Here is a 13,241-nt window from a genome sequence, read left to right on the forward strand (position 1 = left end):
ATGTACGCGACCCAGGCACTGACGCACTTCGTCCCGCTCGCCGCCGAGCTCGACAAGAACAAGGTCACCCCCGGTGTCCTCGGCTTCCTTGTTTTCGCGGCCCTCGCCGTCGGCGTGTGGCTGCTGATGAAGTCGTTGAACCGGCACATGGGGCGGGTGAACTTCGAGGAGGCCCCGGAGCGGGGGGCGGCTGTCGCCGCCGAGAAGGGGGCCTCCGGAGGTTCCGCCGAGAGGTAGGCCCGGGGCCCGGGGCCCGGGGGCGTAGGCACCGAGAGGTAGGCCCGGAGGGCTTCGGCCGAGAGCAGGCCCGGGGCCCCCGGAGCGCGGGCTCCGTCCTCAAACGCCGGACGGGCTGGAGAGGTCGCCGGACGGGCTGGATACGCTCGGTGTCCCTTCCAGCGGGACGCCCAGCACCTCGCGGGAGTGGCGGGTCGGGATCAGGCCGAGCCGCCACGCCTGCCAGCCGTCCGCCAGCTCCACGCCCCGCTCCAGGACCACCGCGAGCGCCTCCACACACCGCCCGAGCCCGCTGTCCCGGGCCGGGTGGTCCTCCCCGGCCAGCTCCGCCAGCTCCTGCTGCGCCACCACCGTGCCCACCTCGCTGCCGCCCGGCGAGGCGTACGGCAGCAGCGTGCACCGCAGGAACCGGGCCCAGTCGCGCCCGCGCTCGTCCCCGTACGAGGCGAACAGCTCCACCGCCTCGCCGCAGAGCGTGAGCGCCTGGGCCGCCCGGCCGTTGCCCGCGTCGATCAGCGCCAGCTCCAGGCACGCCCACGCCTCCCCGTGCGCCACCCCGATCCGCCGGAAGTCGGCCCGGGCGTCCATCAGGAGCTGCCGGGCGAACCCCGAATTGCGCAGGTTCCCCGTCTGCGCGGCCCGCTGGTCGCGGGTCACCCGGCCCGAGTGGTGGCGGGCGCAGGCCAGCCCGTACACGTCCCGCATCCGGGAGAACATCGTCCGGGCCCGCTCCAGCTCCCGTACGGCCTCGACGGTGTCGCCATCCTCCTCCAGCGCCTGGCCCAGGTAGTACCGCGTCCACGCCTCACCGCGCGCGTCCTCGTTGTCCCGGTGCCGGGCCAGCGCGTCCCGGAGCTGCTCCAGGGCCGCTTCCGGATCGCCGCCCAGCAGCCGGGCCCGGGCCAGCTGGGTCAGTGCCCACGCCTCGCCCCGGCCGTCACGGGTGCGGCCGTACAGCTCCAGGGCGGTGGACAGGGCCTCCTCGGCCGCCGCCACCTCGCCTGTCCGCAGCCGGACCTGGCCGAGCTGGAACCGCGTCCACGCCTCCCCGTGCAGCGACTCGCCCTCCCGGTGCAGCCGGAGGGCGGTGTCCAGCAGGGAGAGGGCGCGCACGAGATGGCCCCGGTCGCGCTCGACCGCCGCCAGCGCGTGCAGGGTCCAGGCCCGGTCCTCGGCCTGGGCGGGGGAGGACTGGAGGTCCAGAGCCTCCCCGAGCCGGGCGGCGGCCTCGGTCAGATTGCCCTGGTGGTGCAGGGTGATCCCGAGCGAACAGAGGGCGAGGGCGGCTCCCGCGTCGTTGTGCGCCTCCCGGTAGAGGCCGACCACCGAGGAGAGCGTGGTGCGGGCCTTGTCCAGCTCACCGAGCTGCCGGGCCGCGATCCCCGTACGCCACTGCACCGACCGCTCCAGCAGCCCCTGGTCGATGGAGTGGGTCAGCTCGCTGATCTCACCCAGCCGGTAGAGGTCGCCGCGCAGCAGGCAGTAGTCGCACAGGGCGCCCAGCAGGTTCAGTACGGTGGACTGGTCGACGCCCTCGCTGTGGCGCAGCGCGGAGGTGATGAAGCTGGACTCGTCGTCCAGCCAGCGCAGCGCCGAGTCCAGCGAACCGAAGCCGTGCGAGCCGAACTGTCCGGCCCGGGTCGACATCTTCCCGTCGACCATCCGGATCACGGCGTCGGCGAGCTCCGCGTAGTTCGTCAGCAGCCGCTCATGGGCGGCGGCCCGCTCGGCGGGCTCCTCCTCGTCGAGCAGCCGGGCCAGCGCGAAGCTCCGGACCAGGTCGTGGAGCCGGTAGCGCGATCCCCGTACATGGGTGAGCAGCCCGGCCCGGGTCAGCTCGGCCAGCAGCCGCCCGGCCTCCTGCTCGTCGGCCGCCAGCAGCGCGGCGGCGGCCGCCGCGCCGAGGCTCGCCCGGCCCGCCAGTGCGAGCCGCCGCAGCAGCCGCCGGGCCGCCTCGCCCTGGTCGGTGTAGCGCAGCCACAGGGCCCGCTCCACCGGGGAGAGGTGACCGTACGCCCGCAGATCCTCCGCGAGCGCGCTGCGCGTGCGGGGCCCGAGCGCGGACGCGGCGACCCGCAGCGCGAGCGGCAGCCCGCCGCACAGCTCCACGACGGCGTCGGTGGCCGGATAGTCGTACGGCCCCGCCTCCTCGCCCCCGGCCAGCTCCCGCAGCAGCTCCTCCGCACCGGCCGCCTCCAGCGGACCCACGGGGAGGTGGTGCACCCAGGCCGGAAGTGACTCGGGCAGCTCCAGGGGCTCCCGGGCGGTGACGAGGACCAGGCTGTCGGAGCGCTCCGGGACGAGGGCGCGGACCTGCTCGGCGTCGGTCGCGTCGTCGAGCACGACGGTGACGGGGGTGCCGGTGAGGTGCTGGTGGTACAGCTCGCCGAGCCGCCGGACGTGCTGCTCGGCGGCGGACTTCCCGTACGCCTGCGGCTGGGCGCCGCCGGTCCCGTACGCCTGCGGTTGTGCGGCGCCGGATTGCGTACCGCCGGGCTGGGCACCGCCGGGTGCGGCTCCGTCACGGCGGCCCGGGGCTCCTGGTGTCGTTCCGTCCCGGAAGAGCAGCTGTTCGCGCGGGGCGCCCAGCCGGTTGAGGAGGTGCAGCAGGGCGTCCCGGGTCGGCAGCGGGCTCTCCCCGGCGACCTCACCCCGCAGATCGACCACACAGGCGCCCCGGAACTGGTCCTTGAGCGCGTGCGCCGCCCGCACCGCGAGCGCGGTACGGCCGGACCCCGGCTCACCGTGCAGGACGACGACGGTGGGCCGGGTCTGTGTGGAGGCGCGGGCGGTGTGCACCCACTTCGCGATCTGTGCCAGCTCGGCCCGCCGCCCGGTGAACGGCCCGTCCGCCGAGGGCAGATGGCCGAAGGACTGCTCCAGCACGACCCGGGTGCGGGCAGCGGCGCTGCGGTCGGCGCCGCGCAACTGCCGTACCACCGGGGCTTTCTGCGTTTTCGGGGCGCGGGCGGCCGGGGTCAGCATGCGCTGCTGGTCCAGGTACGGGCGGATGCCCCGTACCTCCAGCGCGGTCAGCCACTGGAGCCTCAACTGTTCGGCCCCGCCCGGCTGTCCGGCCGCTCCGGCGCGGCGGTGGGCGGCGGGCCAGTGCGAGGCGGTCACCTTCGCCACGGTCGTCGCGGCACCGGCCACCGCCACGACCGCGCCCGCGCCGAGGGCGGGACCGGTGGACACCCCGAACGCCAGGTCCGCCCCGAACGCCGCGACGGAGGCAACACCCGCCACCAGCAACGGCGTTCCGATGTTCGCCCGGCTGAACCGCTCCGCCAGCGGCCGGTCACCGGCCGCCGCCGTGTCGAGCGCCTGCGTGTACGCGGTGTACTCCTCGTGTGCCCCGGCCGCGATGGTGTCGAGCGCGGCCCGCGCCCGTGCCAGCAGCACACCGGAGTCGGTCCGGCCGCCGGACCGCCGCGCCTCTTCCTCCACGGCGCGCGCCAACAGCCTTTCGGCCTCCGCCCGATGGCTGTCCCGCATGTATGTCCCCTTCCGAGAGCCGAGTCCGCGTCCGTCGGTGCCGGTGGTCGGTGACCCGGCGCCGGGGTCAAGTGTCCTGCGTACGGGGCCCATGCGCGAGGGGACCTGGGCAAGGGGCAGGTCAAGGGCGGGGGTTCGGGCGCTTCCGTACGTCCCTTTCGTGCGTCCCTTCCGTATTCCTTCCGCATCCCCTCCTCACCCCTTCCGCGCATCCCTTCCGCTGAACGGAAATCGGGTGACACGACTGGCTCGTCGGCGTCGTCCAAGTACGTGCGGGTGGTCGAGGACGGCATCCGCCACGGCACCCGGGAGCGAGGGGGCGGGCCGATGCCGCGTGCGGACGGATGGGGGCTGGCCGTGGACATCGGCGGGGCCTGGGTGAAAGCGGCCTACTGGGACGGGCGGGGCGGGGTCGGGACGTTACCGGTGCTGCCCGCGACCGTGTACCGGGACCTGGACGGGCGGCTGCTGACCGGACCGGAGGCCGTCCGGCTCGCCCGTACCGCCCCCGAGCGGGCCGAGACGATGCCCGTACGCAGCCTGGCCGAGCAGGACGAAGCGCTGCTGGGCGGCGAGCCGACGGCTCCGGCGGAGATGGTGACCGCCCTGCTCGCCCGGGTGCTCCGGGACGCCGGGCCCGGGTTCGGCCGGTCGCGCCCCGACGCGCTGACGGTGGTCGTGCCGAGCGGCTGGGGCGGGGCGGAGCGGACCGCGCTCGCCCGGGCCGCCGGGGCCGCCGGACTGCCGGAGCCCGACTGGCTGCCCGCTCCGCTGGCCGTCGCGGCGGGCTGGGCCGCGTACCGGGAGGTGCCCGACGGCACGGTGCTGGCCGTCTGCGACGCGGGCGCCACCGGGCTGCGCTGCGCCCGCGTCGACCTGGACCGGGCCGCGTACGAGGCGGGGGACGAGGTGGCGTGCGGCGGCGTGGACCTGGACGAGGCGCTCCTCGCCCTGGTGGAGGCCCGCGCCCGGGCGGCCGGGCCGGAGGCGTGGGAACGGCTGCTGAACTCCACTGGTCCGGAGGGGCTCCGGGCCCGGGCCCAGGTGCGCGAGGACATCACGGGGGTGCGCGAGACCCTGTCGGCGACGGTGAGCGCCCCGCTCGTGGTGCCCGGGCACGGGGCGGAACTCCTCCTGCGCAGAGCCGAGTTCGAGGAGGCAGCACAGGGGCCGCTGAGCACGGCCGGCGCGGCACTGCGGGAGCTGCTGGACGCCGGGCCCCGCCCGTCGGCGGTGCTGCTGACGGGCGGGGTCGCGCGGACGCCCCGGCTCGCGGAGCTGCTGGCGGTGGACGGCCGGCTGCCCGACCTCCTCCCCGACCCCGTCAACGCGGCCGTCCTCGGAGCGGTCCGGTCCCGTGACGCGCCCGAGGCCCCGGGCGGTGGGGAAGTGCCGTACTCCCTTCCCGTGGACGACGACCTATTTCTGTGACCAGGAGGTGAGGACACCCGATGGACGTGGTGATGCTCGGCGGCAGCGACGCGGGCAAGACGACGTACGTATCACTGATGTACCGGCTGCTCACCGACGGGGCCGGGGGCTTCTCCTGCGGCGCCGCCGACCCGCGCGTACACGCGGCGCTGAAGGCCGCCGGGGACGACGTGCTGTCCGGGACCTACCCGCGCAACACCCAGCAGCGCGAGGTGCACGACCTCGTCCTGCGGTACCAGGACAAGGACGTGCTGCCGTTCCGGTGGCGGGACCACCGGGGCGAGGCGCTCACCCAGCAGGGGGCCACCAGCGCCGCCGCGCGGCAGCTGCACGACGACCTGAAGGACGCGGACGGCATCCTGCTGTTCGCCGACTCCTGGCGTCTGCTGCACGACCCCGGGCAGGACCTGGAAACCCGCCACATGGTCACCTCCGTCCTGCGGGCCCTCGCGGGGCGGGACAAGAGGCTCACCCCGCTGGTCATCGTCCTCACCAAGTTCGACCTGGTCGAACAGCAGGGCCCCGAGGCCGTCCGCCGCCTCAGGGAACCCTTCGGCGCGCTCATCCGCGCGGCCTCGACGGAACCCCACATCCGGGGAGCCGTGGTGCCCCTCGTCTGCGGCCGACGCCCGGTCAACGCCCAGATCCCGGCCCTGTGGACTCTGCGCAGCGGGCTCGTCGGCCGACTGGGCCGGCTCCAGGAGGCAGCTGACGAGGCCCTGGCACGCGGCCTGCGCGCGGCGGACCGGGACACCCTGTGGGACCGGGTCCTGAGCCGGGTGGTCTCGGAGCCCAGCTGGCGGTCCGTCAGTCAGAGGGCGTTCGCCGACCATCTGGCCGAGCGGGACCGGCTGTTCGCCCTTCAGCCTGCGGCGGACCGCCTGGACGCACTGCTGTGGAACGTCGATTCCTTCTGACTCTTTCTCATTCCTTCTGGCTCCCCATCCCCTTTGGAGGTACACCGGTGACGACCCCGCAGATCCCGGAAATCAGAGTTCTCGTGGCCGGGGGGCACGACACGGGCAAGACCGCGTTCCTGCACGGCATGTATCAGAGGCTCTCGGAAGGAGTGCACGACTACTTCCTCTACAGCGAGGACCGGGACGAGGAAATCCGTCTGGTCAACGCCTGGAAAGTGCTGAGAGAAACCGGCGAGTTCCCGAGGGTGAACGTAAGACCTCAGTCCTACACCTTCCAGTGCACGAGGAACTTCACCCCCCTTCTCCGGATGCGATGGACCGATTTCCGGGGCGGTGCGGCAATGGGGGTGGCCGAGGGGGAAGAGAAGAAGATCGTCGAGCAGTGGCGGGACGAACTGTCCAGGTCCGACAACGTCTACCTGGTCATGGACGGCAAAGCGCTCGGCGACTGGGTGCGCAACGGCATGCCGGAGAACGCCAACTTCGACAGCGGCGGCATGAACCTGACCTCGTACAACCGGGTGGTTCATACGGCGATGGCGAGCCGGGCGGACCGGGGTGTCCCACCGCCGTCCTTCGTGGTGCTGATCACCAAGATGGACCTGCTGCCCGGGGCGGCGGACATGCCTTTGAAACAGGCGCTGGAATCCGTGGTCCACAACCTGTGCACCCTGGTCAAGAGCCTCTCCGGCCCCGGGGTTACGGCCCTCGTCTGCCCGGTGCAGATCGGGGACTTCAAGACATCGCAGGCGTCCGGGGGAAAGGTGCTCCCTTCGCTCGTCCACCCGAAGTATCTGCACCACCCGATCTGCTTCTCGCTCTGGTACCACCTGACGGAGGAGATCGCCAAGTGCGAGGAGGAGCTGGCGGAGATCAAGAAGAGGATATCCGGCGGTGAAACGGAGCTGACCGCCCTCCGAACGAAATCGATCGTCATGTTCCGGAACGCCAAGATCCAGGAGGTGCAGACCGCCCAGCAGGCCCGGGAGACGGAAAGGGCGGAGAAGCAGGCCGAGATCGCGGCCACGAAGGAGCAGGCCGATCTGCTGATGCGGGAGTTCGACCGCTGGCCCATCATCAAGGCCGGCAAGGTCGTCTGGCGGTCGGGTCGTTCGTCATGACGGGCGCGGTGTGGAGCCCCGTGGTCCTCGGCCGGTTGCTCCGGGTCGACGAATGGTGGCGGGAGGTGCCCGAGGACGCCACGGGGGACGGCTGGCTCGTCGACGTGGTCATAGCCGCCGTCATGAACGGACGGGGCCTGTCCAAGGGGCCGCGCATGCTGCTGGCCCGGCCGCCCGTACCGGACGGCGAGGCCGCGCCCGTCCTGGTGGGCGTGGCCTGCGACGCCGAACTGATCAGCACCAAGTACCACACCGACAGCGGGGGCCGGCCGCTGTACTGCTTCGTCGGCTGGCTCTCCGCCCCCGGAGCGGGCGATGTCCCGTCCCTCGGCGCCCTGACCGAGGGGTTCCCGAGCTGGGCCAGGGAGACCTACGAGCGCGCGGTGGGCCCCGACTGGGAGGCGGTCACGGCACCAGGGCGGCGCGACCCCAGAATTCCGGGGGACGCGCCTTGGGGACCGGCCGGTGCGGCGGGGAGCGGTGGAGGGCCTGCCGGGCTGCGGACCGGGTTGCCGGCCGAGCCGCCTGCCCGGCTGCCGGGGGCGGAGGGCCCGGGGACCTGGCTGCTGCCCGAGGCCCGGGCCGGGGAGTACTGGGAGGGGGCCCGGATGTCGGACGAGCCCTGCGTCCTGGTGACCGGGTGGCGTGAGTCGTACGCCCCGGCCCGGTCGGTGCTCACCCATCTGTGCGGGGCCGGTGTCACCAACCCGGTGTTCGACGATGAGCCCGTGGCTTCGGGGACGTACAACTCATCGAAGACGTACGGCTCTTCGGGTACGTACGTCACTTCGGAGAAACGCGCCGCTTCGAAGGGAACCGCCGTTCCGGACGAGGGCGGGGCATCGGGTGAGCACGCCGCACCGGAGACGTCCGGCAAGTCACGGGTGAAGGAGCTGTGGCAGGCCGTCACGGAGGTCCCGAAGGCGGTGAGCGGGGTGGTCCGGAAGATGGGCGAGCTGCCCGGCCACCTCCCGGGCAGGAAGCGGCCGGGAGGGAAGCCCGCCGGGGAGCCCTCCTCCGTACCGGACGTCTCCGTACCGGGTGCCTTCACCCCGGGCGTCTTCGCCGTACGGCCGCCCGGCTCACCGGCGCACGACCTGTTGCTGGAGTCGGGCTGGGCGGAGGAGCCCCAGGGAGGGGCCGGGGCCGACGCCCGGTCCGCCTGGCCGGACAAGCCGTCGCGGGCTGCGGACCAGCCGTCACGGCGGCCGGACTCCCGGCGGCCCGGAACCGAGGAGGACGAAGCATGAACGACACCACCGGCCGCACCACCCGCCACGACGCCCTGGTCGACCTGGTGTACGAGGCCGCCGAGGCGGTGGAGGTCCTGACCGGGGAGTCCGTGCCCGGCGGGTCCGCCGCGCGGATTCTCGCCGAGCTCGACGCCCTCAGCACCGGGGCGGCGGTCGCCGTCTGCGTCGGCGAGAAGAAGCGCGGCAAGAGCTCGCTGATCAACGCGCTGACCGGGCACCCCGGGCTGCTGCCCGTGGACATCGACGTGGCCAGCAGCGTCCACGTACTGGTCCGCTACGGCGAGACACCGCAGGCCGCCGTCCACCGCTGGGAATCCGCCGGAGCCGGACAGGAGGCCCGGGACCAGGCCCAGGACCGGGACCAGGCCCAGGCCCACGAGCCGACCGCCGAGCCCGTCGCCCTGGACCGGATAGCCGAGTACGCGGCGCTGGACCCGGAGACCCAGCTCCCCCGGTACGACGACGTCAGCCATCTCGATGTCGCCGTACCCGCCGAGGTGCTCCGCCCCGGCCTGGTCCTCGTCGACACCCCGGGGGTGGGCGGCCTCGTCGCCGGGCACGCGCAGCTCACGCTGGCCACCCTCGGGCGCGCCGACGCGCTGGTGTTCGTGACCGACGGCTCCGGCGAACTCACCCGCTCCGAACTCGCCTTCCTGGAACGGGCCACCGAGCGCATCGCCACCGTGGTCTTCGTCCTGACCAAGACCGACAAGTACCCGCACTGGCGGAAGGTCATGGAGCGCGATCGCGCCCTGATCGCCGAGCACGCCCCCCGCTACGCCCGGGCCCCGTGGTTCGCGGTCAGCGCCGTACTGGAGGAGGACGCCCAGGAGGCCGAACGGGCGGGCGACCCGGAGACCGCCCGGCTCCGCGGGGCCGAGGGCGGCTGCGGAGAGCTGCGGTCGGCCCTGCGCCGGCTGATCACCGACCGGGCCCTCGACCTGCGGATGGCGAACACGGCCCACGTCATCCGGGGAGCGCTGGCCCCCCTCGCCGCACAGGCGGACAGGATGCTGGAGGCGTCCGCCGGTGACCCCGCCGTCACCGCTGAGGTGCAGCGGCTACAGAGTGCCCTCGCCCGGGAGAAGAGCGCCGCCGCTGCCTGGCGTACGTCCCTCCGTTCGCGGGCGGCGGAGCTGGAGGCGGACCTTCTGCTCCGGTTCCGGCGGAGTGTGAACGATCTGCGGTCCTCGGCCGAGGACCTGCTCTCCGTGGCGGGCAGCGCCACCGAGCTGCAGAAGCTCCCGGCCTCCCTGGAGGAGGCGACCCGGGCCGCCTGGCTGGACCTGGAGAACGCACTCGGGGCGGGGCTCGGGGACATCGCCCGGGAGACCGGGGCGGAGATCGAGAAGGCCCTCGGCGGCGGGACCACCTCCGGGACCATCTCCGGAGCCGCCCCCGGGACCATCTCCGGAACCGCCTCCGGGGGTGGGCCCGGGACCGTCTCCCCCTTCGGGCTGCCGCTCCCGGACCGGCTGCGGGATCTGCCGCAGCCGGTGTCCACGGCCCACGACCAGAGCGGGCCGGGTGCCTTCATGGAACGGCTCGTCCCCTCCTGGGGCGCGGGCGCGATCACCTTCGGCGTCGGAGCCTTCCTCTCTGGAGGGCTGTTCATCCCCCTGGTGGCGGGGGCGGGGGTCACCGCATGGCTCTCCTCGCGCCGCCGCCTCCGGGGCGAACTGTTCCGGGAGCGCGCCGACGTCCAGCGCTATGTGAGCCGGGTGGTGAACGAACTGAACACCGAGGCACCGCCGTTGATCAGGAAGGCGGTGGGCCGGACGCGGGACGGACTGGTCCGGATGATCACCCTGGCCCTGGAACAGCGGGAACGGGAGGTACGCGGGGAGCTCAAGGAGCTCCGGGCCGTCCTCGCACGCGAGCAGGAGGAGCGCGAGGAACTCGCCGATGCCGCCCGGTCCCGGTACGAGCTGATCACGGGGCTGCTCGACCGGCTGGACGCGCTGGCCCCGATGACGGACCCCGCCGCCTTCTCCGTACCGGCCGGGCTTTCCGGTTACGGTGCCGACGCCTCGGGCCCGTCCGGCTCGTCCGACTCCTCAAGTCCCTCCGGCTCGTCCGGCCCCTCCGGCCCCTCAAGTCCCTCCGGCTCGTCCGGCTCCTCCGGCCCCTCAAGTCCCTCCGACGCCTCCGTAAACGGCGCGAAGTGACCCGTCCGGACGAGGCTCCCGTGGTCCGGCTGGCGGCGCTCTGCGCCTCGATCGGGCCACGGCTTCCGGAGCCTGCCGCCACCGCTGTGGCCTCGGTCGCGGCCCGGCTCGCGGAGCCCGCGCTGCGCGTCGCCGTCGGAGGCCGCCTGAACGCGGGCAAGTCGACCCTGGTCAACGCGTTGCTCGGCCAGTCCCTCGCGGCGACCGGGGCCACCGAGTGCACCCGGCTGGTGACCTGGTACCGGTCCGGCCCCCGTAACAGAGTGCTGGTCCGGCGCAGGGACGGGTCGGCGCACCAGGTGCCGGGGGCGGCGGGCGGCGGCGTACCGCAGGGGCCCGGCGCGCTCGGCGCGGATGCCGGGGAGATCGCCGAACTCGTCGTGGAGGCGCCGAACCAGGCCCTCGACCGTTCCTACCGCCTCGTGGACACCCCGGGGATGGACTCGCTGAGCGGGCTGGACGACCTCTCGCTGGCCGCCCTGGACCGGTCGGACGCGCTGCTCTACGTGATGCCGCACCCGGGCGAGGGGGACGCCGAGGCACTGGAGGCGCTGCGGCGCCAGTCCGGCCGGGGCGTCACCGCCGCCAGGGCCCTGGGCGTACTGAGCCGGATCGACGAACTGGGGCGCGGGACCGGCGATCCCGGGCCGCAGGCCGACCGGCTGTGCACCACGTACGCGCGTCGGCTCACCGGGCTGGTCGCCGATGTGGTCCCGATCGCGGGCCTGCTGGCCCAGACGAGCCGCTGCGAGCGGTTCACCGACCGCGACACCGCGTCCGTGGCGCTGCTCGCCGCGATGCCGCCCGCCCGGCTGGAGAGGGTCCTGTACTCGGCGGACGCCTTCCTGTCCTGGCCGGACGGACCGCTCGGGAGCGAGGAGCGGCGACGGCTGCTGTCCCTTCTCGGACGGTACGGAATCCTGGTGGCCGCCCGCCGATACGACGGCGGGTCCACCCGCGCCCTGCTGGCCGAGCTGCGCCGCTGCTCCGGCTTCGATGCCCTGGAGGAGCGTGTCCGGCGCGAGTTCGTGGACCGGGCCGACCACCTGCGGGCCGCCACCGCGCTGAGGGCCCTGACGGCGGTGGCGCACGGGCTCGGCTCCGGAGGAGCCGGGGACGAACTGCGCGCGGGGCTGGCTCTGGCCCGCCGCCACCCGGTGCTGCGGCAGGCCGCCCTGTCCGCCGCCCTGGCGGACCTGGCGGCGGGCCGCCTGATCCTGGACGAGGACCGGGCCGGGGCTCTGGAGCTGCTGACCCGGGGCCGTACGGCCGCGGAGTGCCTGGGGCTCCCCGCCGCCGCCCCGGCCACCGAGACGGCGGCCCGGGCGGCGGCCGAGGCGGGGCGCTGGCGCACGTACGAGACGGCTCCCCGGCGGACCACGCGCGAACACGCCCGTACCGCACGGGCGTTGTGCGAGGCGCTGCACTTCGCGGCGCGGAGCAAGCGCTGACGTCCAGCGCGGCTCGCAGCACGGCGGAAGCACTGACGTACGGTGCGGCTCGCGGCTCAGAAGGAGGAGTGACCGATCCCCGGCCCGCCGTCGCCACCGCCGTCACCGTCGCCGTACCCCGATTCCGAGGAGGGGGAGGAGCCGCCGAACGGGTTCCTCAGGTCCGTACCGCGCGCGCCCCCGTCGTGCTCCTCGTAGGCGTCGGCGTTTCCGTCGTCGCTCCCGCTGCCGGTGAACTCCTCCTCGGCGTAGCCCTGTTCGTCGTTCTCGTTCTGCTCCTGGTCCTCGTCCTCCCCGTCGGCCCGGTCCCACTCCGGCCCGCCGAGCGGGTCGTCCCCGGCAAGGCCCCGCCCGGAGCCCGCCGGGGAGGAATGCGCCCGGCCGGACCTGCCGGACGCGGTGCTTCGGCCCTTGCCCGGTCCGTCGCGGCGCCGGGGAAAGCGGCTGGCCACGATGACCACACCACCAGTAGTCACGGTCCCGGCCACCAGATAGACGGTTTTCTTGTCGTTCAGGGAGGCCGGGGTGAAGACGGGCACCTTGTTGTTGGTACGCGCCGGGGGCAGGGCGACGACATGGGCGTCCGCGGTGGAGCCCTCCGCCGACTTGGTGTCCACCGTGACCGGGCGGAAGTCCGACGACCGCAGGCCCGGGAAGTCCTGGGCCACGACGTCATCGAAGTAGTGGTCGTTCACGATGAAGGCCAGGTCGGATGCGGGGTGGTCGGCCAGGGCCTGACGGGCTCCGGCGGAGCCCACCATCGAGCAGGCCGACTCCACGCCCTCCCCGACGAATCCGGTCGGCCCCTGGCTGACCACCCCCACCGACATGGCCATCCGCATCCGGATTCTGCCTCCCGGACCGGGGACCAGGTTGGCCCCGTACAGCGCGGTCCGGACCCCGGAGACGAGCCGGGGCACGGCGTCGCCCTCCTGGACCTCGCTCGGCAGGATGAAGAGCAGGCCGTCTCCCTGGTCCTGCCGGTGGCACCGCCGCGTCCTCACCCCGGCGGCCCGGAACGCGTGCCCCATGATCCAGTCGAGCCGGTTCTGGAGGTCCATCTGTTCGGTGTGGGTGCGTCGGCTGTACCGCTCGATGTCCACCACCAGAGTCAGCCGCCGTACGGATTTCAGTGCCGTGCCCTTGGACCACTTCTTCATGGCAC

At 73.8% G+C, this 13,241-nt stretch carries 9 protein-coding genes; 7 read left to right on the forward strand and 2 right to left on the reverse strand.

All coding sequences use genetic code 11. The features are described 5' to 3' along the window. On the forward strand, positions 1-237 hold the full coding sequence (locus B7C62_23510; GenBank protein ID ARF74867.1) for a hypothetical protein: 237 nt from the start codon (positions 1-3) through the stop codon (positions 235-237). Between the two features lie 99 nt (positions 238-336). Here B7C62_23510 and B7C62_23515 read toward each other — a convergent pair whose 3' ends face one another. Continuing rightward, complete coding sequence (locus tag B7C62_23515) at positions 337-3,123, reverse strand: hypothetical protein (protein ID ARF77347.1); 2,787 nt, start codon at positions 3,121-3,123, stop codon at positions 337-339. Between the two features lie 885 nt (positions 3,124-4,008). Between B7C62_23515 and B7C62_23520 the strand changes: the two genes are divergently transcribed. The 6 genes from B7C62_23520 to B7C62_23545 all read left to right on the forward strand — a co-directional run bounded on the left by B7C62_23520 (position 4,009) and on the right by B7C62_23545 (position 12,076). Continuing rightward, entirely contained in the window at positions 4,009-5,163 is a 1,155-nt protein-coding gene (locus B7C62_23520) for a hypothetical protein (GenBank protein ARF74868.1), read from the forward strand. Positions 5,164-5,183: 20 nt separating this feature from the next. Continuing rightward, positions 5,184-6,080, forward strand: a complete 897-nt coding sequence (locus tag B7C62_23525) for a hypothetical protein (protein ARF74869.1) — start codon at positions 5,184-5,186, stop codon at positions 6,078-6,080. 83 nt (positions 6,081-6,163) lie between these two features. Next, positions 6,164-7,204 (forward strand): hypothetical protein, encoded by a 1,041-nt coding sequence (locus B7C62_23530; GenBank protein ID ARF74870.1) that lies wholly within the window; start codon positions 6,164-6,166, stop codon positions 7,202-7,204. A gap of 20 nt (positions 7,205-7,224) precedes the next feature. Next, the gene (locus B7C62_23535; protein ARF74871.1) at positions 7,225-8,454 is read left to right on the forward strand and encodes a hypothetical protein; all 1,230 of its coding nucleotides are present in this window, start codon (positions 7,225-7,227) and stop codon (positions 8,452-8,454) included. After that, positions 8,451-10,625: a hypothetical protein gene (locus B7C62_23540; protein ARF74872.1), complete on the forward strand. Its 2,175-nt coding sequence runs from the start codon at positions 8,451-8,453 to the stop codon at positions 10,623-10,625. The genes B7C62_23535 and B7C62_23540 overlap by 4 nt, the downstream gene beginning before the upstream one ends. After that, complete coding sequence (locus tag B7C62_23545) at positions 10,622-12,076, forward strand: hypothetical protein (protein ID ARF74873.1); 1,455 nt, start codon at positions 10,622-10,624, stop codon at positions 12,074-12,076. The genes B7C62_23540 and B7C62_23545 overlap by 4 nt, the downstream gene beginning before the upstream one ends. 56 nt (positions 12,077-12,132) lie before the next feature. Here the strand turns inward: B7C62_23545 and B7C62_23550 are convergent, their stop codons facing one another. Beyond that, positions 12,133-13,236, reverse strand: coding sequence for a hypothetical protein (locus B7C62_23550; protein ARF74874.1), 1,104 nt, complete (start codon positions 13,234-13,236; stop codon positions 12,133-12,135). Positions 13,237-13,241: the final 5 nt, after the last annotated feature.

Origin of the sequence: Kitasatospora albolonga (genome assembly GCA_002082585.1) — a bacterium.
Lineage (GTDB): Bacteria > Actinomycetota > Actinomycetes > Streptomycetales > Streptomycetaceae > Streptomyces > Streptomyces stephensoniae.